Source organism: Thermincola ferriacetica (genome assembly GCF_001263415.1).
Lineage (GTDB): Bacteria > Bacillota > Thermincolia > Thermincolales > Thermincolaceae > Thermincola > Thermincola ferriacetica.
Genome location: NZ_LGTE01000023.1, coordinates 25640 through 50132 on the forward strand (window position 1 = coordinate 25640; position 24493 = coordinate 50132).

At 45.1% G+C, this 24493-nt stretch carries 24 protein-coding genes; 23 read left to right on the forward strand and 1 reads right to left on the reverse strand.

What is annotated here, in order from left to right:
• Positions 1-398: 398 nt before the first annotated feature.
• The gene (locus Tfer_RS12750) at positions 399-1181 is read left to right on the forward strand and encodes a hypothetical protein (protein WP_052218722.1); all 783 of its coding nucleotides are present in this window, start codon (positions 399-401) and stop codon (positions 1179-1181) included.
• Between the two features lie 70 nt (positions 1182-1251).
• Here Tfer_RS12750 and Tfer_RS12755 read toward each other — a convergent pair whose 3' ends face one another.
• Complete coding sequence (locus Tfer_RS12755) at positions 1252-1548, reverse strand: hypothetical protein (RefSeq protein WP_152909055.1); 297 nt, start codon at positions 1546-1548, stop codon at positions 1252-1254.
• A 375-nt stretch (positions 1549-1923) separates the two neighbouring features.
• On the opposite strand from Tfer_RS12755, the gene Tfer_RS12760 reads away from it, so the two are divergent.
• The 22 genes from Tfer_RS12760 to rpe all read left to right on the forward strand — a co-directional run bounded on the left by Tfer_RS12760 (position 1924) and on the right by rpe (position 24279).
• A complete protein-coding gene (locus Tfer_RS12760; RefSeq protein WP_052218724.1) occupies positions 1924-2337 on the forward strand; it encodes a hypothetical protein in 414 nt (137 codons plus the stop codon).
• A gap of 150 nt (positions 2338-2487) precedes the next feature.
• Entirely contained in the window at positions 2488-2976 is a 489-nt protein-coding gene (locus Tfer_RS12765; protein WP_052218725.1) for a SurA N-terminal domain-containing protein, read from the forward strand.
• Between the two features lie 126 nt (positions 2977-3102).
• Entirely contained in the window at positions 3103-5301 is a 2199-nt protein-coding gene (locus tag Tfer_RS12770; protein ID WP_052218726.1) for an S-layer homology domain-containing protein, read from the forward strand.
• A gap of 87 nt (positions 5302-5388) precedes the next feature.
• On the forward strand, positions 5389-5601 hold the full coding sequence (locus Tfer_RS12775) for a hypothetical protein (RefSeq protein ID WP_052218727.1): 213 nt from the start codon (positions 5389-5391) through the stop codon (positions 5599-5601).
• A gap of 114 nt (positions 5602-5715) precedes the next feature.
• Positions 5716-6321, forward strand: coding sequence for a TetR/AcrR family transcriptional regulator (locus Tfer_RS12780; protein ID WP_052218728.1), 606 nt, complete (start codon positions 5716-5718; stop codon positions 6319-6321).
• 97 nt (positions 6322-6418) lie between these two features.
• Positions 6419-6778: a hypothetical protein gene (locus Tfer_RS16975; RefSeq protein WP_052218729.1), complete on the forward strand. Its 360-nt coding sequence runs from the start codon at positions 6419-6421 to the stop codon at positions 6776-6778.
• Between the two features lie 171 nt (positions 6779-6949).
• A complete protein-coding gene (locus Tfer_RS16980) occupies positions 6950-7129 on the forward strand; it encodes an efflux RND transporter permease subunit (protein ID WP_242843597.1) in 180 nt (59 codons plus the stop codon).
• A 219-nt stretch (positions 7130-7348) separates the two neighbouring features.
• Entirely contained in the window at positions 7349-8776 is a 1428-nt protein-coding gene (locus Tfer_RS12795; protein WP_160315564.1) for a spermidine synthase, read from the forward strand.
• 155 nt (positions 8777-8931) lie between these two features.
• Complete coding sequence (priA, locus tag Tfer_RS12800) at positions 8932-11421, forward strand: primosomal protein N' (protein WP_052218732.1); 2490 nt, start codon at positions 8932-8934, stop codon at positions 11419-11421.
• Between the two features lie 12 nt (positions 11422-11433).
• A complete protein-coding gene (gene def / locus Tfer_RS12805) occupies positions 11434-11886 on the forward strand; it encodes a peptide deformylase (protein WP_052218733.1) in 453 nt (150 codons plus the stop codon).
• A 13-nt stretch (positions 11887-11899) separates the two neighbouring features.
• A complete protein-coding gene (fmt, locus tag Tfer_RS12810) occupies positions 11900-12865 on the forward strand; it encodes a methionyl-tRNA formyltransferase (protein WP_052218734.1) in 966 nt (321 codons plus the stop codon).
• A gap of 25 nt (positions 12866-12890) precedes the next feature.
• A complete protein-coding gene (locus Tfer_RS12815) occupies positions 12891-13589 on the forward strand; it encodes a zinc metallopeptidase (protein WP_052218735.1) in 699 nt (232 codons plus the stop codon).
• Positions 13590-13591: 2 nt separating this feature from the next.
• Positions 13592-14947: a 16S rRNA (cytosine(967)-C(5))-methyltransferase RsmB gene (gene rsmB / locus Tfer_RS12820; protein WP_052218736.1), complete on the forward strand. Its 1356-nt coding sequence runs from the start codon at positions 13592-13594 to the stop codon at positions 14945-14947.
• Between the two features lie 120 nt (positions 14948-15067).
• Complete coding sequence (gene rlmN / locus Tfer_RS12825) at positions 15068-16138, forward strand: dual-specificity RNA methyltransferase RlmN (RefSeq protein WP_052218737.1); 1071 nt, start codon at positions 15068-15070, stop codon at positions 16136-16138.
• Positions 16122-16928 carry an FHA domain-containing protein gene (locus Tfer_RS12830; protein WP_052218738.1) on the forward strand — a complete coding sequence of 269 codons (807 nt, stop codon included), beginning with the start codon at positions 16122-16124 and terminating at the stop codon, positions 16926-16928. The genes rlmN and Tfer_RS12830 overlap by 17 nt, the downstream gene beginning before the upstream one ends.
• Positions 16928-17410 (forward strand): FHA domain-containing protein, encoded by a 483-nt coding sequence (locus tag Tfer_RS12835; RefSeq protein ID WP_052218739.1) that lies wholly within the window; start codon positions 16928-16930, stop codon positions 17408-17410. Before Tfer_RS12830 ends, Tfer_RS12835 begins: the two co-directional genes overlap by 1 nt.
• A complete protein-coding gene (locus Tfer_RS12840; protein WP_052218740.1) occupies positions 17397-18116 on the forward strand; it encodes a Stp1/IreP family PP2C-type Ser/Thr phosphatase in 720 nt (239 codons plus the stop codon). Before Tfer_RS12835 ends, Tfer_RS12840 begins: the two co-directional genes overlap by 14 nt.
• Before the next feature lie 50 nt (positions 18117-18166).
• Positions 18167-19447 (forward strand): FtsW/RodA/SpoVE family cell cycle protein, encoded by a 1281-nt coding sequence (locus Tfer_RS12845; RefSeq protein ID WP_052218741.1) that lies wholly within the window; start codon positions 18167-18169, stop codon positions 19445-19447.
• Complete coding sequence (locus Tfer_RS12850) at positions 19447-20841, forward strand: peptidoglycan D,D-transpeptidase FtsI family protein (RefSeq protein ID WP_052218742.1); 1395 nt, start codon at positions 19447-19449, stop codon at positions 20839-20841. The genes Tfer_RS12845 and Tfer_RS12850 overlap by 1 nt, the downstream gene beginning before the upstream one ends.
• Before the next feature lie 5 nt (positions 20842-20846).
• Positions 20847-22724, forward strand: coding sequence for a Stk1 family PASTA domain-containing Ser/Thr kinase (gene pknB / locus Tfer_RS12855; RefSeq protein ID WP_052218743.1), 1878 nt, complete (start codon positions 20847-20849; stop codon positions 22722-22724).
• A 9-nt stretch (positions 22725-22733) separates the two neighbouring features.
• Complete coding sequence (gene rsgA, locus Tfer_RS12860) at positions 22734-23609, forward strand: ribosome small subunit-dependent GTPase A (RefSeq protein ID WP_052218744.1); 876 nt, start codon at positions 22734-22736, stop codon at positions 23607-23609.
• A 1-nt stretch (position 23610) separates the two neighbouring features.
• Positions 23611-24279 (forward strand): ribulose-phosphate 3-epimerase, encoded by a 669-nt coding sequence (gene rpe, locus Tfer_RS12865; RefSeq protein ID WP_052218745.1) that lies wholly within the window; start codon positions 23611-23613, stop codon positions 24277-24279.
• Positions 24280-24493: the final 214 nt, after the last annotated feature.

A 24493-nucleotide genomic window follows, 5' to 3' on the forward strand; every position in this document is an offset into this window, starting at 1 on the left:
ATTTCTGGGGAGCTTTCCCGCAGGTATGTTATTGGAGAACCCAGGCTGTTCCTATAGGCATAGGATTATGGGGAACAGCCTGGGTTTTTCTATTGGGGTTATAATTATAACCCTGATATTAGGGAGAGGGTTAAAAAAATACCCCAAAATTTCAGAAAAAGGGTGATGATTTTCGTCGAAATTTTGGTATATAATAGCAATTACAAGAAAGGTACGGATACAAACAAACGTATCAAAAATTAACAAGCTATTTTTTCTGTCAATATTTAGGGGTTTTATTTTACGCCTTTAATTATATAATTACGCTATAATTTTACAAAAAATTAAATCAAGAAAGGTGGGATGCTCAATAAGCATATTTAATTAAAAATGCTAAACACAGAAAGGAGCAAATTAAGATGAGGAAATTTATTTCATTGTTACTTATTACACTATTGGTATTTAGCTTGGTACCAGTTAGTTTGGCAGCCAATTCTCAAACATCAAAAACTATTTATCAAGCGGAAGAAATCACAGATATAAATGAATTATACAATCGTGCATTAAATGGCAAAACTGATAAAATTACTTATCCAAAAGCTAAACTAAAAAATAAAGAGGGAAAACCGTTAAATGTTAAAGTGTATTCGACCACTCAACTGTTGAAAATTGAGAAATTAAAAGATGGGAAGGAAAAAAAGAGTTATGTAACAACGACTTTTGCAGTAGTAGACGAAATTGAACTTTCTTCCGAAAAGAAATCCTCGAATAGTCGTGTAAAGAATAGATATTTTTTAAACGATTATAAGTATGTTGAAAAATGGGATCCATCAAAAGGTGTAAAAGCCTACCAAACAGTATATTGGACGGTTACATCTATCGGTGATGACGATTATTATGATATGTATAAAGTTAAAGGCGGTTGGACGGTTTCTTCGTCGTATTCCGTACAAAATTGTAAAGTTAACATTGGTCAAAATGGTTTTTATAATGGTGGCTATACTATATCTCAAGCCTTGACAAAGTACAATGTTCTTATAATATATGATTACAATGTACCTCCAGAATGGAAACCTATATCAAAAGGAATGGTAGGAGCTAATTCTTATGGCTCGGTTAGAAAAGGAACGTCATCAACAACATACGATTTATGGTTGGAAAATTTCATAATTAATGATTATAGTGTAGAATTTCCAAGATAAATCGGGAGTGTAAAAGAATTTGTACTTCTAACCTTTCCACCGATGAATCGATTAAAAGAGTAGGCCAGTTTTAATAACGGCCTACTCTTTTTGAAGTTAGTCTTATCGATTCTTTTTTACCTTCCCACTCAATACTAACGTCAAAGATTTCATTGTTGCTTGGCATTTTGGCCCCTGACGTACTAGTGCTTTCAATTTTAAAATCTTTACCTAGTGTAATTTCTCCGAAAGCAAAGGGCGGTAATATCTTATTATTAACAATTGAGCTAAATTGGAATTTGACTTTTGTTTTATCACTAATATTACTATTTTTGTAATTTAATGTATAAGTTTCGTAGGTCTCATTGCCGGACAGTTTATAACTCAAAGTAACTTCCCAATTCTCACTCTCGCCCTCAAAAGTGATTTCATTGGTTACTTTATCATTACATCCGGCAATAATTAACAAAAGGATTAATATCAGAGTATTCAAAGTATAATTAAATTTTATATTAACTCCCCCTTTTTTTAAATTATCTATATTATAACATTAAAGGAATTAAAATACAAAGATTAATAATCTTAAAGTCATGTTAATTTGTTGTAGGATATACTTATGAGCTCCTTTTCTAAAATGGTTTGAATGGATACCCGTACCCCGCACACAAATGGCGCTCTGGAATTATCAGTAACAGCAACAGCAAAGTCCGAACCGGCATTCTTCTTTGGAGTAAAAAACTTATGAAAAAACAGAGGTGACTACGTGAAACAACGGTGGTTATTTGGAATAATCATTTTTATGTCGCTTTCTTTTTTAATTGGCTGCATTGCAAATCAAGATGATGTCCAGGTTGCTAAAATATCACATAACAAAATTATAAAATTATCTGACAAAAGTTCCAGAGAAGCATTAACCATTCTAGAGAAAGCTATTAAAGATTTGAGTTTGACAAATGAAAAATATACATATAATGAAGTTATTCGGGGCGGTTACGAAGGTTTTATATATACTTACAGCAAGGCTAAAGAAATAAAAGTAAAGTCAAAAACTATTAAAGGGAATCTTTGGCTCTTAATTTTAGAAAAAAAACTCATAGTATTTAACGACGGGCAATTTGTAATTGCTTTAAAGGTAAAGGAATTCAATAAAGAAGAAATAAAAAATTTACTTAAGTAATAACTGATCTTTTTTTTGGCTGTTTGTTGTATGAGCATTTTGCATAATAATTAGCCTTAGTAAATTAAAGAAAAATAGAAGGGACTTTACCCCTATCGTGGAGAAGTTTTTAAGTGACGAACCAGAAAATACCGTTAGGAGAATATTATTATGAAAAGAATGCCCATTATTATTCTAGTTGTCATTTTTGTACTTATAGTGGCTACAGCAGCCTTTTCTATTTCAAAAGGTAAAAGTACGGCGGACTATATCAATGAGGCTAAGGGTATGCCTGATGCTAATAAAATTGTTCTTGTAGTAAACGGTAACGAAATAACAAAAGCAGAGTATATGATTACTCTAAAAATGCAGGAAGACCTTACTGCCAGTTTGAAGACAGAAAAAGAAAATATAGCATTGAATGCTCCTGAAGGTCCGGAAAAAGAAAAGGTCCTTGCCAATATCGATAAAAAACTGGTTGCCGGAGAAGAAAAAAGAGCATTATCTTATTTTTTGACGGAATACGCACTGTTTACAGAAGCAAAGAAACTCGGTATTGAGGTATCCGAACAAAAAGCAAAAGACTATGCTAAACAAACTAAAAATCACCCTCAATTTTACCGCCGGGGTGATGAATCTAATCGGCCTGATGTTATATAATTATAAGTATAGGTTTTAACATAGTTTACCGGCCGGTAGTTTCAGAAAATTGCAAAAAATACCGCGACGGTTGAAAGGGGGGAGACATTTAAGTTTTTACCAATACCAAACGGAGGTGTAAAGATTATGCCACGCAAGATAACCCGAAAATTAATATCACTTGCCATTCTTGGCGCAATGCTGATGACCTTTGTTCCCTCAGCCTGGGCGCAAGGGGAAGGGGCGAAAATAACACGGGAAGAAGCCATGAAAATCGCCCGGGATACTTTTGGCATACCCGAGGGTCTGAAAAACGTGGACATAAGCTACCGGGAAGAAAGCTATTTCGGTAACCGGAAGATATGGGAATTCAACTGGAATATGTCAATACTGAACCGGTACCGCCATATCAGTGTGTCGATAGATGCCGACACGGGAGAAATAATTCAGTACTCGGAAAATGAAGACTGGTCTAATGCCAAAAAACCGGCCAAGTATAAAACCAGGGAAGAATGCCGGCAAATAGCTGAGGCTATGCTGCAGCGCCTGGCGCCGGAAAAGTTCAAACAAAGCCGACCGGTGGAACAGCCTTACCCGGAATATGATTACTACGGCGGTTTTAGAACATACAGTTTTACTTACGTTCGCATGGTGAACGGGATTCCATTTTCGGATAATACCCTTACTGTGAACGTTAATGCCGGAACGGGCAAAGTAATCCACTATTACTCCAATTGGGATAACAGTGTGGAGTTTCCCAGACCGGACGGAGTTATTACGGCGGAGCAGGCAGAGCGGATATTCCGCGAACAGATCGGCTTAAGGCTTGCTTACGTACGGCCTTACGGGCCGTATCCTCCGGGCCCGGTAAATGCCGGGAAACCGGTGCAGTTATACTATACTGTTGAGGATTTCATGGGGGGCGGGAGCTATATTGATGCGTTCAGCGGCAAGTTAATAGACGGGTTCGGCAAAGAAGTCAAGGTGCCGGAAAAAGTGTACCTGCCTGTCAAAGAAGAACCGCCTGCCGCCAACCAACCGGGAAAAACCCTGACCTTGGAAGAAGCCAGGGCCAAAGCCGGGGAATATGTGGATATTCCCAGCGATTATACAGTGCAAAACAGCCGGTATGCAGAAGGCTGGTACCCCGGTTCCGCCAAAACCTGGGAGTTTCAGTTCGGTCCCAGTGATTACCGGGGCGGGGAGAACATCAGTGTAACAATAAATGCCCAAACAGGGGAATTGATAAATTATCACAGATGGGAAGAGATTTGGGGCGAACAGGAAGAAAAACCGGTCAATTATGATTATAACAGGTGCAAGCAGATTGCCCTGGCTTACCTGAAAAAAGTTGCCCCGCAAAAGGCCGAACAAGTTTATTTGCAGGAATTCCCCCGGCAGGACTATTATTACGTCAACGGTAAAGAAGTAAAATCTCCTGCCTACAGTTTTAACTTTGTTCGCGTGGTAAACGGCGTTCCATTTAATATGAACAATATTAGTATATCAGTAAATAACAATACAGGAAAAGTGCGGGCATACTGGTCCAACTGGGATGAAAATCAGACCTTTGCCTCCCGCGACGGGATAATTACTGAAAAAGAAGCCGTTGAGAGTTTACTGGCTTTAGAGAAGCCCACATTGAAATATACCCGCAAGGCATCGGAAGACGGCAGACCGGCAAAAGAGGTCATGTTAGTTTATACTTTATATAATCAGGTGCCCAAGATGGTTAACGCCAGGACAGGCGAAGTGGAAAATGTCTATAATTACGGTGTTCCTGTGGAATTAAAAGACATCGACGGCCATTGGGCGGAAAGAGAAATCCGGATTTTGGCCGCCTGGGGCGTGGTCAGCGGCAATAAAGAGAAGAAATTCAACCCGGACAGGACCATTACCAGAGCAGAATTCATCAGCATGCTGGCGGCGGCCAAGGGCCTGGAGCCCGGTAGTGAGGAGGCCCCGGTGTTTATTGATGTGCCCAAAACCGCCTGGTACTTTAACGCTGTGCAAGCTGCGGCCAGGGCCGGTCTGCTCAAAGGTTCCGGCAAGAAATTCAATCCCAATCAACCTATTTCCAGGCAGGAAATGGTAGTTATGTTAATGAACGCGGCCAACAGCGGCGGAACTTTCCTGCAGGAAGACCTAACCGATGTGTTGCAGGCGGAATTTAAGGATGCGGACAAAATTGCCGGGTGGGCCAAAAATGCTGTGGCTCAGGCCCTACAGATGGGTATATTGACAGGGCAAAACGGTTACATAAAACCAACTAATCCGGCTACCAGAGCGGAAGCGGCTGTGCTGCTGGCCCGGACCCTGCAGGTTAGCGCCGGTTTGGGATATTAACAGGAATTTTGATATTGATTTAAACCTTCACTGGGAAGAACCTGCTGCTGAAAAGCGCAGGTTCTTTTTGATGCTTTTTTAGCTGGAATGGCCAATGTTTTTGATTCCCTTACCGATAAGAGCAAGTTTTCTGCCGGAGCCAACAGTGATTTGGTGTGGTTGACGGCCCTGGTGGAAGGGGCGGCCCCTGAAGTTAATTTAGTTGGTGTTAAAGTGCTGGATATAGCGGCCTTAGGTAAGCTGATGTTCCATGCTCAAACCGACAAAAGTGAATTTTTTATTATTAACTCGATTTTGTAAAAAAATAAACTGATAGTTAATATTGCCAAAAAAACAAGTAACTGATATTATATAAGTAAGTAATCACTAACTGTCGCCTTTATAGGGTTAAGTTTTCCAAAAGGAGGGTGAATTATGTCGAAGCAGCCTACTGAAATTCGCAAGAAGCAGATTATCAAAGCGACTCTTGGGATTATAGCAGAAAAAGGCGTGAGCGGGCTGACTACGGCAGAAGTGGCCAGGCGGGTAGGCTTTTCTGAAGCTGCTCTGTTCCGGCATTTCCCCAATAAGCTACAAATAATCAAGGCTACTATGGTTGATGTTCATGAATCCCTTCTAAATGGCATCCAGACGATTATATCCCAAAATACCGGCCCATTAAACAAGCTTGAGGAAATTCTCAAGTTCCAATTGACCTTTATTGAGGAAAATAAGGGGTTGCCCAGGATTTTGTTTTCTGATGAGCTACACCTTGGAGATAGGGAACTCCGGCAAACGATAATGAAGCGTCATGAAAAATATTTGGAAACCATTATGTCTGTTATTGCCGAAGGCGTTGCACTGGGTATTTTCAGAGGTGACCTGGATATTAAGATGGGGGCCAAAACCTTTTTTGGATTAATTCAGACTTCTATATTTACATCATTCATGACAGATTTTGACGTAAGCCTGTTGCAACAGTTTGAACCCATGGCCAGGTTTTTACGGCAGTGTTTTATTGGGCGTAATTATTGTGCATAATTTTTTTTGCTCATCATGTTAGTGAGGACTTATTAACATAAAACACTTTTAAGACGGGAAATACCAATAGAAAATTTGTTTGGAGGTAGCGGTCCATATGAAAACAAGCATAAAAAAATATCTGGCAGCGAGTATTATTATCCTGGTTCTCCTGGGAATTTTTACGGGCATCAAAATTAAACAGTTAAAAAAAGTGCCTGAAGTACAGACTGATGCCGGTTACCCGGTAGAAACCATAACAGCCAAAACGGGAGCTATTTCTGAAGGGATTTCATATGTCGGAACGGTTGAGCCGGGGATGGAAGTTGACTTGGCTGACCAAGTCCAATCCCGGGTTAGCAGGGTTCCTGGAGCCGTTAACCTTTACAAAAGCTGGTCCTTGAACAGCCCGGAAATACATGTAAGAGTCAATGAAAAACGGGCAGCCGAGTTAGGGCTTGGACATTTAGCCATGTGACAGATGATATAAGTAATGAACTCGCCAGAATACCGGTACCTGACGGGTATTCAATAATTATAACCGGTGAACAGACAGACCTGCAGGAGTCTATGAGGGATTTGCTGTATTCTCTGGCCCTGGCCATTTTGGCTGTATACCTGCTTCTGGTTTCCCACACTGGCTACCGGTATGGCCTTGGGTTCGGAACGTTTTGCCCCTTTGGCTACGGCTGTGATCGGAGGGATTTTAACTGCTACGTTGTTAACTATGGTCATAGTACCTGTGGTCTATACCATTTTTGATGATGCTGCTTCTTTATTTGGAAAAGGCAGAGTTGACAGTAGTTTGGAGGGGATATTTCCATCCTGATAAAACAGAATTTAAAATTGCTTTGGTAAATAAAAGGAAAACATAGAAAAATGTCGAATTATACAATTTATTAAGACATAGTGTTGAATATTATAGGGTGATTTTTACAAAATGAGTGGAATTAAACACAAAAAGCGGGAAAAACAACAAAACATTTGGTGTAAAAATAAAGGGGGCTGGGTTTTATACATTACTTCTATAATATGCGGGGCAATCCTGATGTCACTGGAGATAATCGGTGGCCGGCTTTTGTCTCCTTTTTTTGGCGGTTCTGTTTATGTTTGGGGAAGTATTATTTCCGTTTTTCTAATTGCCCTGAGTACGGGATACTACCTGGGCGGTGTTGCAGCCGACAGGAAGCCCAGTATGGCTTTTTTATCGGGATACATAGCTGTATCAGGGTTGTTAATTCTTTTTATTCCCCTGCTGGTATTTCCCCTTGCGCAATTTGCTTTTTCGCTGGGGCTGGGTAATTTCGGGGCGCTGTTTGTCGGTATGCTGCTGTTTTTCCTGCCCAGTCTGGGTTTGGGGATGGTTTCGCCTTATATAATCAAGTTAGGTATGAAGGAGTCCAGCCGACTGGGCAACTTGGTCGGTAAGTTTTACGCCGTTTCCACTATTGGCAGTATTCTTGGGACCTTGGCTACCACCTTTGTGCTCATTCCCTGGTTTGGAATAAAACATATTGTTTTTTCTTTGGGTATAATTCTAGTTCTTTTGGCAGCGGCCATTTTAATACTTCAAAAATTAATTCCGCAGGGCATATTTGCCATTTGCCTGCTAGGGCTGTCTCTTTTTGGTATAGCGCTGGCTGACCCAATTGCCGCAGAAAGCTCCCAAAATGCCGGCTTAATATATGAAAAGGAGACAATGTATAACAATATTTCGGTGGAGGATTACGGAGAACGCAGGTACCTGATGTTTAACGATACTGAACAAAGTGTCATCAACAAATATAAGTTTGGTGAACATGTCTGGCCTTATACTAAACTTATGGATGCTGCCATGCAATATTACCGGCCCGATGCAAAGAAGGTGCTGGTTATTGGAGTTGGAGGAGGAACTGTAATCAATGGCATATTGGCGCAAAAAAAAGATATAGCTATAGATGCTGTTGACATTGACCCTGAGGTAATCAACGTGGCTCATAAATATTTCAATATGCCCTATACTCCCAGGCTCCGTACTGCGGCTGTCGATGGCAGATCTTTTTTGCGAGATAAAAGGAACCGGTACGACGTAATTATGGTGGATGCTTACAACCGTTCAAGTATTCCTTTTCATCTCACAACCAAGGAATTTTTCGATGAAGTGGCTGCTGCGCTGAAACCGGGCGGTATTGTGGTTTTTAACATTGTGAGCAGTATCAAGGGTGATTACAGTCCCTTTTTCAAGAGTTTGTTGCTGACTTCTAAGCAGGTTTTCCCTGAATTTCGCGTGTTTCAGGCAGAATTCGATGACCCGACGGAAATGGATAATTTAATTTTAGTGTCGTCACGGGATAAGTTGCCTTCTCCGGGGCAATTGGCGGGTCGTCCCGAGTACAAAGGTAATATTGATCTCAGTGAGGCGATATTGCTGACAGATGATTATGCCCCTGTAGAAACCCTGGCCTTAAAAATTATGTCGGATGTAACCGTAGACTGAAACAAAATGACAGTTGAAAAACAGTTTTAAAAGCTGCCTGATGTACAGGGCGGCTGTTCTTTTATATGGGGAAATTGGACAGCGCTTTATTAACTACCGGGTTTTTGTTATAATGTTAAATAAACTATCCTAAATGAAGGGAATGGGAACATAATTTGTATGCTGAGGTTGTTGTCAACCTTTTGAACCGGAAATTGGACAGGGTGTTTCATTATTCTATCCCTTCCGCCCTGGAAAAGCGTCTGCGGGAAGGCATGCAGGTACTGGTTCCTTTTGGCCCCCAGACTGTTGACGGATACGTGGTTGGTCTTACGGAAACAGCGGAGGTAGAAAAAACCAGAGATATTTTGGAAATTGTGGAAGAGGAACCTGTCTTCAGCCGGGAAATGCTGGCTTTAGTCCGTTGGATGTCTAAAACCTACCTTTGTACCATGGTTGATGCCCTGCATGTGGTTATGCCTCCCGGACTGAAACTGCGTAGCAAAAAATTTCTGTCCTTAAACAACCCTGACGCCGATTTGAAAAATCTAATATTTGCCCAAATAATGACCGGAGCCGATACTGAGTTGAAGGATAAGGTTGCCGCTGTTCTGGACCTTTTATCTGTCCGGGGCAAGGCAGAAATCAAATCACTGGAACAGCAATACGGTAAAAAGCCAGTGGAATACCTGGCAAGGATTTTAAAGGAAAATGGCTGGGGTGAGGTGCGGACTAAGTTTGCGGCAAAAGCCCGCAAAAAGAAGGTGAAACGGGTCTTACTGACTGAAAACAGCAGGGATGATACGGAAGAATTAATCCGTCATTTGGCAGTGAAAGCTCCAAAACAGGCCGAAGTTCTGACAATACTGGCTTCTGATTCGCCTGTTACCCTGCCGGAATTGAAGGATATGGGCTGTTCGCCTGCGGCTGTTCAGGCTCTTCTGGAAAAGGGGCTAATTAAGATAGAAGAAATAGAAGATATCCGTGACCCTTTTCAGGAATGCCGGCCTGTGGAATATGAACCGCCTAAACAACTGACTTCAGAGCAGGCGGAAGTATTAGCTGATATCAGTTGCAGTATTGAACGTGGGATCTCTGATGTTTTCCTGCTGCATGGAGCTACGGGCAGCGGTAAAACGGAAGTTTATCTGCAGGCCATTGACAAGGCGCTCACTATGGGCCAACAGGCAATCTTTCTTGTACCGGAGATAGCCCTTACCCCTCAAATGGTGCAGCGTGTGCGGGGAAGGTTTGGGGAAAAAGTGGCTGTTTTACACAGCGCTTTATCGTTGGGTGAGCGGTTTGACCAGTGGCGGCAGATTAAAGATGGCGTAATTCAGGTGGTGGTAGGCGCCCGTTCAGCCGTTTTTGCCCCGGTGCCAAAATTAGGCCTGATTATTGTAGACGAAGAACACGAAAGTACATATAAACAAGAAGAAAATCCCAAGTACCATGCCCGGGAGGTGGCCATTTACCGGTCCAGAATGGCCGGATGTCCGGTTATCCTGGGCAGCGCTACCCCTTCCGTTGAAAGTTATTATCTCGCCCGGGAAGGTAAATATAAATTAAAGACGATGCCTAACAGGATCGGCAACCGGCCGATGCCGGAAGTACATATAGTGGACTTGCGCCGGGAAATGGAACAGGGCAACAGGTCCATATTCAGCAGCCGGCTGCAGGAAGAGATTGCAACGGCACTACAAAAAGAGGAACAAATTATTCTATTTTTAAACCGGCGAGGATATTCAACCTTTGTTGTGTGCCGGGATTGCGGTTTTGTCGTTAAATGCAGGTACTGTAATATTTCTTTAACTTATCATGCCCATGGAGAAAAAATGATTTGTCATTACTGTGGTTACAAAGCCACAGTGCCACAGGTGTGCCCGGCCTGCCGCAGCAAGCACATCCGGTATTTTGGCCTGGGAACACAAAGGGTGGAGGATGAAATAAAAAAACTTTTTCCGCAAGCCCGTGTGCTGAGAATGGATGTGGATACTACTTCCCGGAAAGGAGCCCATGAAAAAATCCTGACGGGTTTTGCTTCGGGCAAAGCGGATATCTTAATTGGCACCCAGATGATTGCTAAAGGGCTTGATTTTCGCAATGTGACCCTGGTGGGCGTCATTAGCGCCGATACTTCTCTCAATCTGCCTGACTTTCGGGCAGCCGAGAGAACCTTCCAGTTGTTAACTCAGGTGGCCGGGCGTGCTGGGAGAGCTGGTGCCCCGGGGAAGGTAATTGTGCAGACCTATGCCCCTGCTCATTACAGTGTCCGGACAGCCCAAAAACATGATTTTCCCGGGTTTTATGGGATAGAGATAGAGACCAGGCGGGAAATGGAGTATCCTCCTTTCTCGCGATTGCTGCGCATAGTAATAAGTGGTTTTGATGAAAATAAAGTTATCCGGGCAGCCCATATATTGGCGGAAAATGTGCAAGCTCAGCTCCGCGGCGTGGAAGAAAGGCTGGAACAGCCTTTACTGGGTCCGGCGCCGGCGCCGTTGACAAAATTAAGAAACAAATACCGGTGGCAGTTATGCATAAAGGCCAAAAACCGTAAGGTGTTCGGCCCGTTGGTGGACAGTGCGCTTTACAAATCAGGGCTGCGTGAACAGTTTAATGATTTAAAATTTAATGTAGAGATAGATCCGCAAAGTTTACTTTAAGGAGGAAAAACAGTGGCTGTATACAAAATTGTGGAAATAGGGGACCCCATCTTAAAAGAGAAATGCAGGCCGGTGAATAAAATTACCCCTAATATTATTAAACTGCTGGATGACATGGCCGATACCATGTATGATGCCAACGGCGTCGGGTTGGCAGCTCCGCAGATCGGTGTAGGGAAAAGGGTGATTGTGGTTGATGTGGGAGACGGCCTGATAGAACTGATCAACCCGGAAATCGTACACAGAGAAGGCAGCGAAACCGACGTGGAAGGCTGTCTGAGTATTCCAGGCATACAGGGCCAGGTTCCCAGGTATGCTAAAGTTCGGGTAAGAGGCATGAACCGGGAAGGGGACAGGGTAGAATATGAAGCAGAAGGGCTTTTGGCCCGGGCTTTTCAGCATGAAATTGACCACCTGGAAGGAATTTTGTTTATCGACCGGGCCAAAGAAATTATTAAAAAGTAGGAGGGTTTTCCCCGTGAAAATAATTTTTATGGGCACACCTGATTTTGCCGTACCGTGCCTGAAAGAGCTGGTCAAGACAGGGCATGATGTGGTGCAGGTAATAACTCAGCCGGACCGGCCAAAAGGACGCGGCCGCAAACTTATGCCGCCACCGGTGAAAGTAACTGCACAGGAGCTGGGGCTCCAGGTGTATCAACCCGACAAAATCAAAGCGCCGGAAGCGGTGGAAAAAATCAGGGAGCTGGCACCCGATGCCATAGTTGTAGTAGCCTTTGGCCAACTGCTGTCCCGGGATATATTGGCTATACCCAGGTTTGGCTGTATTAATGTCCATGCCTCAATTCTACCGAAATACCGCGGAGCAGCTCCTATCCACTGGGCGGTAATTAACGGTGAAAAGGAATCGGGCGTCAGCATCATGTATATGGATGAGGGGTTGGATACAGGCGACGTGGTACTGGTGGAAAAGACGCCCATTGCTGAATCAGATACCACAGGTATACTTCATGATAAATTGGCTTTTCTGGGAGCTAGGGCGTTGCTGCGAGCATTGGACCTGATTGCCCGTGGTGAAGCCAGGAGGATACCGCAGGACGACAGTGCCGCCAGTTATGCACCTTTACTTGACAAAGGAGTGGAACTGATTGATTGGCATAAAACATCCAGGCAAATCAAAGATTTAGTAAGGGGATTAAACCCCTGGCCGGTAGCCTATACATATTTCGGGGAGAAGATTTTAAAAATCTGGACGGTGGATGTAGCTGGCCGAGAAACGGCAGCGGACGGGCCTTTTCGTCCGGGCCGGATCATTAAGGTTGTTCCTGAGGAGGGTATTTACGTGGCATCCGGCGATGGTGCAGTAATAATAAAAGAACTACAGTTACAGGGAAGTAAGAAGATGAGCGCAGAAGATTTTATCAGGGGTCGGCGTATTGAACCCGGCACAATACTGACAAACGAGCCGGCGGTGTTGAGTTGAACGGTTTTTACAGGGAGGGTTGCTTATGATTGGTTTTCCTTTTTGGGATCCTACGATTATCATTTTGATACCGGGTTTGCTGCTGTCATTATATGCCCAGTTTAAGATTCAGAGTACTTTTGCCCGCTACCTGCAGGTCAGGTCCGCGGCAGGTATTACAGGGGCCGAAGCTGCCAGAAGGCTTTTGGAAAGAGCAAGGATTTATGATGTGGCTGTGGAAATGACGCCGGGAACTTTGTCGGACCACTACGACCCCAGAAAAAAAGTTCTTCGCTTATCGCCCCAGGTTTACAACGGTACATCATTGGCCAGTTTAGGGGTGGCTGCCCACGAAGTAGGACACGCAATTCAGCATGATACAGGTTATATGCCTTTAAACATCAGGGCAGCTTTTGTACCCGTTGTAAACATTGGTTCAACCCTGGCCTTTCCGCTGTTGATACTGGGATTAATCCTGGCTATCAAACCATTGGTTTGGGTAGGTATTTATGCTTTTGCAGCCGTAGTTTTATTTCAGTTGGTGACCCTGCCGGTAGAATTGAATGCCAGCGCCCGGGCCATGGCTAATCTGGAAGGTTCCGGGTTAATTTCCGGGGCTGAGGTAGGGGCTACCAGGAAAGTACTTGATGCGGCCGCCTTGACTTACGTGGCAGCGGCAGTGGTTAGTATCTTGCAGTTAGTCAGGCTGCTCGCCATTGCCGGATTTTTTAGAAGGGATGACTAAATTTGAGATCTGCACGGAAACTGGCCCTGGAGGTCATCTATCAGGTTGACCGGGAAGGGGCCTATTCTAATATAGCTTTAAATAAAGTATTGGAAAAATACCAACCGGAAAAAAAAGACCGCGCCTTTATAACGGAACTGGTTTATGGGACTTTAAAACGTTTAAATACTCTGGACTGGATAGCGGGCCGGTTTGTTTCCAGACCCCTGGATTCACTGACACCCTGGATAAGAAACATTATCAGGATGGGTATTTACCAGATTTTCTTTATGGACAAAGTGCCTAATTCGGCTGCTTGCAACGAGTCAGTCAATTTGGCCCGTAAATTCGGCCACCAGGGGACTGTTAAATTTGTCAACGGGGTGCTGCGGAATGTAGTCAGGCATAAAGACCGGCTTAAATGGCCCGATAAAGACGCCGAACCGGTGGAATACCTCAGTATTCATTATTCCCATCCTACCTGGATGGTAAGTTTATGGTTAGAAGAATTCGGCTTTGAAGAGACTGAAAAGTTATGCCGAGCGAATAATGAAACGCCGCCCAATTCAATTCGTACCAATACATTAAAGATCAGCAGGGACGAACTCATTGGTGTGCTGGCCGGTGAAGGCGTTGAATGCCGGAAAGGAGAATTTGCGCCTGAAACAATTAATATCTCCGGGTTCAAATCTATTGCATCCCTAAAAAGCCATGCGCAGGGTCTGTATTTGGTGCAGGATGAAAGTTCCACCATGGTTGGCCATATAGTGGCGCCGAAGCCAGGCAGCAAAGTCATTGATGCCTGCAGTGCGCCGGGCGGTAAAACTACTCATTTGGCCCAGTTAATGAATAACCAGGGCCGGATCCTGGCCGGGGATATCCATCAGCATAAGATGGGGCTGATTAAAGAAAACTGCAGTCGATTAGGAATCAACATAATTGAGCCGGCGCTTGTTGATGCCAGAGAATTGCACAAGGAGTACAAAGAATGGGCTGATTTTGTGCTTGTAGATGCGCCTTGTTCCGGACTTGGCGTGCTGCGCCGGCGGCCTGAGTTAAGATGGCGAAAAACCGTTAACCGGTTTAATGAGCTGACTGCTTTACAGATGGCTATTCTCCGGAGTGCTGCTCAATGTGTAAAAGCCGGGGGAGTTTTGGTTTACTCTACCTGTACTGTCAACAGACGGGAAAACCTCGATCTGGTACGGTCTTTTTTGGAGAATGCTCCGGAGTTTCGCCTGGATAGTCTGTTACCTCTATTTCCGGACACATGTGACCGAACCAAATTTCCTACGGCGGCAGAAGGCTATATCCAGTTTTTGCCTCATGTTCACGGTACCGACGGCTTTTTTGCGGCCAGAATGGTGAAAGAAGGATAACAGAATCTTTTCCACAAAAGACTATAATGGTACGAAATGGATATAGTTTATTTGGCAGAATTTTTTACATCTCCTGTGCAGGTATTGATAAAATTTTGTAGAATTAAAGGGGTCTAGAGAATGAGTGCCTTGACGAATCTGAAAGACCTTTCTCTGGAAGAATTGACAGCATTTCTGATTGAGCTGGGAGAAAAGTCTTTCCGGGCCAAACAAATTGCAGACTGGGTTTTTAAAAAAGGGGTCGCGGAAATTGCCGATATGACCAATCTTCCTCTGAGTTTACGGGAAAGGTTGTCAAAAACTGCCTACATCGGCAGGTTGGAGATTATAAAAGAGCAGCAAGGCCGGGATGGCACAACCAAGTATCTGTTCGAGTTGGCTGATGGAAATACGGTAGAGACTGTTTTTTTAAAGCACAATTATGGTAACAGCGTATGTGTCTCAACCCAGGTGGGCTGCAAAATGGGCTGCCTTTTCTGTGCTTCTACTATTGGCGGATTTTATCGCAACCTTTCACCTGGAGAAATATACGACCAGGTTTTGCGTATTGAACAGAATAAAAAAAAGCGGATCAGCAGTGTTGTTATTATGGGCTCCGGTGAGCCCCTGGATAATTACGAGGCTGTTTTAAAGTTTATTCGTTTGATTACGGCTCCTTATGCACTTAACGTTGGAATGCGGCATATTACCTTGTCTACCTGTGGTTTAGTTCCCCAAATATATAAGCTGGCTGAAGAGAAGCTGGCCTTAACCCTTTCGGTATCACTACACGCTCCGAATAATGAATTGCGCAACAAGTTGATGCCGGTAAACAGAAAATACCCGTTAGAGGAATTAATTCCTGCCTGCCACGAATATATTAAAAAGACCGGCAGGAGAATTACTTTTGAGTATACCCTGATTAAAGACGTGAATGATTCCCAGGGCCATGCAGAGGAACTGGCCCGTTTGATAAAGGGTATGCTGTGTCATGTCAATCTGATTCCTGTTAACCCCGTGGCAGAAAGAAGATGGTACCGTCCGTCAACCGAAACTGTAAAAAGATTTCAGACTATATTGGAGAGAAATAGGGTGCCTGCCACAGTGCGCAGGGAAATGGGAACCGACATCGACGCAGCCTGCGGCCAGTTGCGAAGGAAATACAATCTTGCCCTGGAAACCGGAGGGAAAAAAGATGGGTTTTTGGACTAAAGTTGAGCAGTGGTCTGAAAAACATATAGAAGGTTTTTTTAAGCAAAAGTTTACCGGGTCAATCCAGCCGGCCGAGATAGCGAAAATGATTGCCCGGGAAATGCGGGACAAGAAGACAGTGAGTGTTTCCAAAATTTATATTCCTAACGAATATACTGTTTTTGTGGGTGACAAGGATTGGGAGCAGATTTCCTCCATGGTCGGCAGTCTGGCGAGGGAGCTGCAGGATTTTGTGGCCGCAAAGGCCAAGCAGCGTAATTACGCTATGGTCGGGCCCCCACAAATAAAATTTGAAAAAGACGAAAGGGTAATGCCGGGATTTGTTGAGGTAAAAAGCAGGTTTTCGGAGGCGCTGCCTGATGAAAAACCGGCTACCGACAACGGGCATAGCCCCTTTGAGCATACTATTGTGGTAAATAGGGAAGACATGTTTTCTTCTTTAGCAGGGACAACAAAAAACAGGGCTTTCGAAGATACCTTTGTTCAAGACAAATTCAAGATAATCGCCTCATTAACGGTGACAACTGCCGGGGGGCATCTGCAAAAATTCCCCCTCGGTACCAAACCGATTACCATTGGACGAAGGCGTACGTGTGACCTATCGCTTTTAGATGAAAACGTCTCCCGGTTACATGCCGACATAACGTACGCCGACGGGTATCACTTCATCGTTGACCATGGCAGTACCAACGGGGTATTCGTTAACGGCCAGCGTGTCATGAAGAAAAAATTGATGGATGGTGATACAATAAAACTCGGGAACACCATTATTGAATATAAGGTGGTCTGATGAACAGTCCTTGGATTTTTTTAGGAATGAAGTTTGTTGTCCTGTTTTTCATATACCTTTTCGTTTTTAAGGTAGTGGCAATGATTGCCCGGGATATTAAAGGCAAAACTTCTGGCGGCAGCCATGAGCAGAGTTTGGCCGATTATGCCGGACAGGAGGTATGTGAAGCATACGGATTGATGGCCATACAAAGCATTGTTGACGACATTAAAGTGGGAATGCAATATCCCGTGAAAAGATATATGCAGATTGGCCGTTCGGCTGAAAACTCCCTGCGTATTAATGATGCTTTTGTCTCTCATGAACATGCCAGGATTTACTACAGAGATGGCAGGTATTGGATAGAAGACTTAAACAGCCGAAATGGGACGCTGCTTGACGGGAAACGTATAGATAGGCCCGTTCCATTGGATGAAGGAGCTCTCCTTAGCATTGGTGGGGTCACCTTTAAAGTGGTGAGGTGGGAGAATGAGAGCGGTTAAAAAAAGTCATATAGGATTAAAGAGAAAAAATAATGAAGACAACTGCGGCATTTACGAAGACCTTAATTTGTTGGCTGTTGCCGATGGGATGGGCGGTCACATGGCCGGCGAGGTGGCGAGTAAAATGGCCCTCGATTTGGTCGAACAGTTTTTAAGGAGCGGCAAAGACAGGTTTTTTGCTACTCCGCAGAAAATGCTGAAAGAAGCTATTCTGCAGGCCAACAGGGAAATATACAATCAGGCCCAGGCTAATGAAAACCTGTATGGAATGGGCACTACCATTACTCTGGCTTATGTCACCGACAATTCAGCCATTATTGCTCATATCGGGGACAGCAGGGCTTATATTATAAGCGGTCCGGATATCCTTCTGCTTACGAGCGACCATTCCCTGGTTAACGAATTGCTGAAAAACGGCGGGATTACTTCGGAGGAAGCCAAAAGTCATCCGCAAAGAAATGTTCTCACCAGAGCTATGGGCGCTTCGGTCAAGTTGGAAGTGGATTTTTATGAAACTAAAGTTAAAAAGGGGGATTACCTCCTGCTCTGTACCGATGGTTTATCTAACCTGCTGGCACCCCACGAAATTGCTGAAGTTGTTATTAATTCCACTGATTTGGAAGCAGCGGCGGACGAACTGGTCAAGCAGGCCCTGGACAGGGGCGGCAACGATAATATTTCACTGGTTTTAGGTATGATCACCTGAATTTTATGTATAATTGGATTTAAGAGAGGCTTCTTCGGGAGGCGTTTTAAATGCTTGCAGTGCACAGGAAGGTAATGAGTCTTATTTTATGGGCAGCCCTGTTTTTTGGGGCCGGCCTATTGAATTTATGGTTTATTGACAACCAAAGGTGGCATACCGATATATTTACTTATGGCGGTATTCTGGTCGTATTGTTGCTTGCCATAAGTTTGTTGTTGGCCAGGTGGAAGATAATAGGCGATCCATATATCCTGCCGCTGATAGCGATGCTTAACTTCATTGGTATGCTGCTGTTGTTCAGGCTTTCGCCTGATGTGGCTGTTAAGCAGTTCTATTGGCAGGTAGTAGGTCTTCTTTCTTTTGTGTTTGTAATAAAATTTCTTGCCGACTACGTTAGGTTACAGGATTACAAATACGTATATATAATAGTCGGGATTTTGTTATTAGTTCTGACTATAATATTCGGAGTGGAAGTTGGCGGCGCCAAAAGCTGGTTGGCCTTGGGGCCCCTGCGTTTTCAGCCTTCGGAAATTGTAAAGATCATTTTGGTTGTTTTTTTGGCCAGTTTCCTGGAAGAAGAGCGGGATATCCTGGTTTCCGGCAGCAGGGAAATACTTGGTATTGGGCTGCCAAGCCTGAGATATATCGGACCGGTAATTATTATGTGCGGTCTGTCCTTAATGCTCCTGGTTTTTCAGAAGGACCTGGGAACGGCGCTGATTTTTTACGGTACTTTTTTGGCTATGGTATATATTGCTACCGGGCGGTGGCTGTATATAACTTCCGGCACCTTTTTATTTGCCCTTGGGGCTGTTATCTGTTACTTTTTGTTTTTCCATGTGCAGACCAGGGTTGCTATTTGGCTTAATCCCTGGCAGGATATTGACGGTAAAGGCTATCAGATAGTCCAGTCTCTGTTTGCTCTGGCGTCCGGGGGGTTAACAGGGACGGGGCTCGGTTTGGGTAATCCCGGGTATATACCGGCCGTTCATACAGACTTTGTTTTTTCCGCCTGGAGTGAGGAAACCGGGATGCTGGGTGCCGTAGCCTTGATACTCTTATACTTGCTGTTTGTATATAGGGGGATGGTTATAGCTGCCAAGTCTCGTACCAATTTCGGCATCCTTTTAGCCGGCGGCCTTTCGGCGCTATTTGCCATTCAGACCTTTGTCATTATGGCGGGAGTCATTAAGCTCTTGCCTTTGACAGGGGTAACACTGCCTTTTATAAGTTACGGAGGCAGTTCCCTGGTTTCCAGCTATGTACTGGCAGGCCTGTTAGTCGCCGTTTCCCACAGGGATAGTTCCATCTCAGAAGGAATGCTTGAGTGATGAGAAGAAATCTTAGGATATTGACATACCTGCTGATTTTTAATTTCTTAATAGTTATACTGGCAATAACTTATTGGCAAGTTATCAAGAGAGATGCCATATATACCCATCCCAGGAATAAAAGGCTTTATGCCTTGGAAGCCAAGACACTGCGCGGACAGATACTGGACCGTGAGGGAAAAGTCCTGGCTTACAGTAAAAAGGTTGACCATGGGTATATACGCGTTTTTCCTGAGGGCGAAGTCACAGCTCATCTTGTGGGATATAATTCCGCCAAATACGGCAAAGCAGGCCTGGAGTATTCTGCTAATGCGTATCTTTTAGGCCTTAATAGTGAAGAGACTGTTTTTCCGTTCCTGCCCGATCTCCAAAAAGAACGGTACGGGTATGACGTGTTTACCACCATTGACCTGCCGTTGCAGGAACTGGCCTACCGTTTATTGGGAGAGCGGAAAGGCGCGGTGGTGGCGCTCCGCCCCCAAACGGGAGAAGTGCTGGCCTTGGTCAGCAAACCTTCCTATAACCCTAACGAAGTTGAGAAAAACTGGCTTTTTCTCCAGAAAGAAGGTAACGGCAGCCCGCTGCTGAACAGGGCTACCCAGGGGATGTATCCTCCCGGTTCGACCCTTAAAGTTGTCACGGGGGCCGGGGCATTAAAGTTTAACCCCGCTAACTGGACCAGGATTTTTAATGCGCCCGGTTATGTTATTATTAGAGGAAATCGAATAGATGATTCCCATGTAGTGGGAAAGGTTGGTTTTGTTGAAGCTTTGCAGCGCTCCAGCAACTACGTGTTTGCCACCCTGGGGTTGGAGATGGGGGCGCAAAACTTTTACGACATAATGCAGGTTTTCGGGCTGACTGACAAGACGCCTTTCGAATTGCCCACGAAAAAAGGGATTGTAGCCGGACCGGGCGAACTGGTTCCCGAGGCCTTGGCGGAGACAGCCATTGGTCAGGGACGCACTCTGGTTACGCCGCTGCATATGGCTTTGGTGGCGGCGACAGTGGCCAATGGAGGCAACAAAGTGGCTCCCTATCTAATCAAAGAAGTGCGCAGACACGACGGAACAGTGATTTCGCAAACCACACCTGCTCAGGCGCAGCGGGTGGTCAGCCCGGACATCAACAGAAAGCTTGTAGAAGCCATGCGGGCTGTAGTGGAAAAAGGTACCGGACGGCCCGCAAGGTTGCCGGGGATTTCTGTTGCGGGTAAAACCGGTTCGGCTGAAAATCCCCACGGTGAAACCCATGCCTGGTTTATTGGGTTTGCCCCTGTGGAAAACCCGCAGGTGGCAATAGCTATAATAGTAGAAAACGGTGGCACCGGGGGTCAAGTAGCAGGTCCCATAGCCAGAGAACTGTTCAGGGCGGTTATAATAGACAAGAGGTGAAAAAGTTGAAGGTTGGACAATTTCTTGGTAATAATAGATATGAAATATTATCACAGCTTGGCGGCGGAGGGATGGCCCTGGTTTACAAAGCCAGGTGCACCCTGCTGCAAAGGATTGTTACCATTAAAGTGCTCAGGCCGGAGTTTACCAGTGACCCTGATTTCGTTGACCGTTTCAGGAACGAGGCCCAAGCTGTGGCTCGCTTGTCGCACCCGAATATTGTGGGTATTTACGATGTAGGTGAAGAAAACGGCATTCATTATATTGTTATGGAGTATATCGAAGGGAGGAACCTGAAAGAGGTTATTCATGAAAAAGGCGCCCTCCCTGTCAACGAGGCAGTAAATATCGCTAAGCAAATATGTGACGCACTGAGCCATGCCCATGAAAACGGCATCATTCACCGGGACATTAAGCCGCACAATATATTATTAGCTAACAATGGGCGGGTAAAAGTGACTGATTTTGGCATTGCCCGGGCCGTGACTGCCAGTACTATTACGCAGCACGGGACGATTCTCGGGTCTGTTCACTATATTTCCCCCGAACAGGCCAAGGGCCAGCCTGCTACCGCGCAGTCTGATCTTTATTCTGCGGGGGTTGTCCTGTATGAGATGCTCACAGGCAAAGTGCCTTTTGAGGCCGATACTCCTGTTTCTGTTGCTTTGAAACACATTCAGGAAAAACCGGCTATTCCTTCTACCGTTAACCCGCAGGTTACTCCCGAATTAGACAAAGTTATCTTGCGAGCCATGGAAAAGGACCCCGGTCTCAGGTACCAGACGGCTAAAAGCATGGCTGCCGACCTAAATACTGTATTATTGGGCCGCATTAGCGATGAGACCAAGGCCATAGATATGGATGAGTTTGCCACCAAGGTTATGCCGGTGGTTAGCGATACCGGCCAGGAAGGCGGAACAGGGGAATCCCGCAAAGAGCGGCGCCGGAAAAGAGTGCGGCCCATGGTCAAAGTATATGCCGCCGTTATTATCCTTGGTATTTTAATTGGACTTGCGTATGGTCTCAATGCTTTCATGTATGTGCCGGAAGTAGAAGTGCCAGATGTAACCAACATGCCCCTTGACACAGCTTTAAGAACCTTGGAAGCGATCGGATTAAAAGCTGAATTTACCAGGCAGAATCACCCGGAAGTGGAAGCCGGTAATGTAATTTCCCAGGAACCCGGGCCGGGGGAGAAAATTAAAAAGAACCGAACGGTTATGCTATATGTAAGCAGTGGTCCGAAAATGGTGGAAGTGCCCGACGTGGGGCAGAAGGATATTGAGGCGGCGAAAATTGATCTGGAAAATAAAGGTTTCAAATATAATATTAAAGAGTCTTACAGCGACGAAGTGGTGGAAGGGGCGGTCATATCCCAGCTACCGGAAGCGGGAGAGAAAGCGCCGGAAGGTTCCACGGTTACGCTGGAAGTAAGCAAGGGCAGAGAGCCGCGATATGTGATTGTGCCGAACCTCATTGGTTTGACGCTCAGTGAAGCCAAGAAGAAAATAGAAGCGGCCAACCTGATCTTGAGTCAGGATATCGGTCAGGAGGAAAGTACCGAATACGAAGCCGGAATTGTCATTAGGCAGGATCCTGTTTCCGGGGAAAGGCAGGTTCTGGAAGGCACTGAAGTAAAGGTTGTGCTTAGCCGGGGACCGGGACCGGAAGCAAAAACAGCGCGGGTGGAAATGAAGGTTCCCAATGACGGCAGTACTCATAATGTAAAAATTGTTGTTACTGATGTTACCGGTACCCGGGAAGCTTATAACAAGACCCTTAACCCCGGCGAACAGGTATCGGAAATTATAACCTATTACAAAGAAGCCAGAATAGAAGTATGGATGGATGGAACATTACTGGAGGAAAAAACCGTTAAATAAGGTGGTTATATGATTGAAGGAGTGGTCATTAAAGGATACAGCGGCCACTACTATGTCAAGTATAAAGGCAAAATCTGGGAATGTTCCCTCAGGGGAAGGTTTCGGCTGGAAAATAAACCGGCCCTGGCCGGCGACCGTGTCGTGGTCAGGGAAACGGGAAAAGGTAAGGGCGTAATTGAAGAGATTTTACCCCGGGTTTCTGAATTGGCACGGCCGCCCATTGCCAATGTGGAGATGGTGGTCATTGTAATGGCGGCCAAAGATCCGGCCATTAACAGGGAGCTGCTGGACCGGATGCTGGTCATGGCTGAATATGAAGGACTCGAAGCAGTTATTTGCATCAATAAGTGTGACCTTGTTGACCTGGGTTTTCCGCAATTGTTAAAAAACACCTACGGAAAAGCAGGTTACCGGGTTATTCTGACCAGTACAGTAACCGGCATGGGCATAGAAGATCTGCGCAGTTGGCTCGCGGGTAGGATTTCCGTTATTGCTGGGCCGTCAGGTGCCGGAAAATCTTCTTTGCTCAATGCGGTCCAGCCGGGTTTAATGTTGAAGACCGGGAAAGTTAGCGCAAAAATTGGCCGAGGCAAGCATACGACGAGGCATGTGGAACTGTTGGAACTGGAAGTGGAAGGCTTTGTTGCCGATACTCCCGGATTTAGCAGCCTGAATTTACCGGAGATGGAAACAGAAAGTCTGGCTACCTGTTTTCCGGAGTTTGCCTCTTATGAAGGAGCCTGTAAATTTAACGGTTGTCTGCATTTGGCTGAACCCCAGTGTGCTGTTAAGAATGCTGTGGCTCAGGGGTTAATTGATAAAAGCCGCTACCGAAGTTACGAGGCTTTTATGAAGGAACTTGAGGGCCGCAAGAGGAGGTACTAGTATGGTTAAAATAGCGCCGTCTATTTTGTCAGCCGATTTCGCCCGGCTGGGCGAACAAGTGGCTGTAGTTGAAAAAGCCGGCGTAGAATACTTGCATATAGATGTAATGGATGGCCATTTTGTGCCCAACATTACCATCGGTCCCTTGGTTGTAAAGGCGCTAAGGCCTCATAGCAAGCTGGTCTTTGATGTCCACCTGATGATTTCTGAACCCGATAGGTATGTTGAGGAATTTGCCCGGGCAGGAGCTGACATTATCGGCATCCATGCGGAAACATGCCTGCACCTGCACAGAAGCATTCAGAATATCAAAGCCTTGGGGAAAAAAGTTTGTGTAAGTTTAAATCCCGCTACGCCTTTGACAGCTATAGAATATGTTCTGCCCGATTTGGATATGGTCCTCTTGATGACGGTTAATCCTGGTTTTGGCGGGCAAAAATTCATTCCGGCGGTATTACCGAAAATAAGGGCTCTGCGTGAGATGATTAATGTTCTTGGCAAAAATATTGATATAGAAATTGACGGTGGTATAAATGCAGAAACGGCCCGCCAGGTTGTAGAAGTGGGCGCTAATGTACTGGTCGCGGGATCAGCTATTTTCGGGGCGGAAGATATTCCGGCCGCAGTGGCCGGCATCCGCAACGCTGTCAGAGGTGTCAAATTTAATTAAGGACAGGTAAAAATACTGGAACTTATAAAACTCACCTACAGGTGAGTTTCAGGCTGTCGACAAAGGTTATTTTAAAAAATTCGGGGAGGTTAAATGTTTTCCGGAGCGGGGTTCTGGCTTAATCCGCCAGTTTTTCATAGAGGGGTGGGTGGGGTTCTCAGGCTACCGTTAAGGAGCGACTGCGCCCGCAAAACCACAGACAAGAAGGCAGGGG

Excerpts from the sequence above, each read along its gene's own strand:
- Tfer_RS12765 (WP_052218725.1), top strand. The coding sequence starts at position 2,488 with ATGAAAAGAATGCCCATTATTATTCTAGTTGTCATTTTTGTACTTATA.
- rpe (WP_052218745.1), top strand. The coding sequence starts at position 23,611 with ATGGTTAAAATAGCGCCGTCTATTTTGTCAGCCGATTTCGCCCGGCTG.
- Tfer_RS12845 (WP_052218741.1), top strand. The coding sequence starts at position 18,167 with ATGCTTGCAGTGCACAGGAAGGTAATGAGTCTTATTTTATGGGCAGCC.
- Tfer_RS12815 (WP_052218735.1), top strand. The coding sequence starts at position 12,891 with ATGATTGGTTTTCCTTTTTGGGATCCTACGATTATCATTTTGATACCG.
- Tfer_RS12775 (WP_052218727.1), top strand. The coding sequence starts at position 5,389 with ATGGCCAATGTTTTTGATTCCCTTACCGATAAGAGCAAGTTTTCTGCC.
- rlmN (WP_052218737.1), top strand. The coding sequence starts at position 15,068 with ATGAGTGCCTTGACGAATCTGAAAGACCTTTCTCTGGAAGAATTGACA.
- Tfer_RS12835 (WP_052218739.1), top strand. The coding sequence starts at position 16,928 with ATGAACAGTCCTTGGATTTTTTTAGGAATGAAGTTTGTTGTCCTGTTT.
- Tfer_RS12840 (WP_052218740.1), top strand. The coding sequence starts at position 17,397 with ATGAGAGCGGTTAAAAAAAGTCATATAGGATTAAAGAGAAAAAATAAT.
- Tfer_RS12770 (WP_052218726.1), top strand. The coding sequence starts at position 3,103 with ATGCCACGCAAGATAACCCGAAAATTAATATCACTTGCCATTCTTGGC.
- Tfer_RS12750 (WP_052218722.1), top strand. The coding sequence starts at position 399 with ATGAGGAAATTTATTTCATTGTTACTTATTACACTATTGGTATTTAGC.
- Tfer_RS16975 (WP_052218729.1), top strand. The coding sequence starts at position 6,419 with ATGAAAACAAGCATAAAAAAATATCTGGCAGCGAGTATTATTATCCTG.
- Tfer_RS12850 (WP_052218742.1), top strand. The coding sequence starts at position 19,447 with ATGAGAAGAAATCTTAGGATATTGACATACCTGCTGATTTTTAATTTC.
- Tfer_RS12830 (WP_052218738.1), top strand. The coding sequence starts at position 16,122 with ATGGGTTTTTGGACTAAAGTTGAGCAGTGGTCTGAAAAACATATAGAA.
- rsgA (WP_052218744.1), top strand. The coding sequence starts at position 22,734 with ATGATTGAAGGAGTGGTCATTAAAGGATACAGCGGCCACTACTATGTC.
- Tfer_RS12795 (WP_160315564.1), top strand. The coding sequence starts at position 7,349 with ATGTCACTGGAGATAATCGGTGGCCGGCTTTTGTCTCCTTTTTTTGGC.
- Tfer_RS16980 (WP_242843597.1), top strand. The coding sequence starts at position 6,950 with ATGGCCTTGGGTTCGGAACGTTTTGCCCCTTTGGCTACGGCTGTGATC.
- Tfer_RS12780 (WP_052218728.1), top strand. The coding sequence starts at position 5,716 with ATGTCGAAGCAGCCTACTGAAATTCGCAAGAAGCAGATTATCAAAGCG.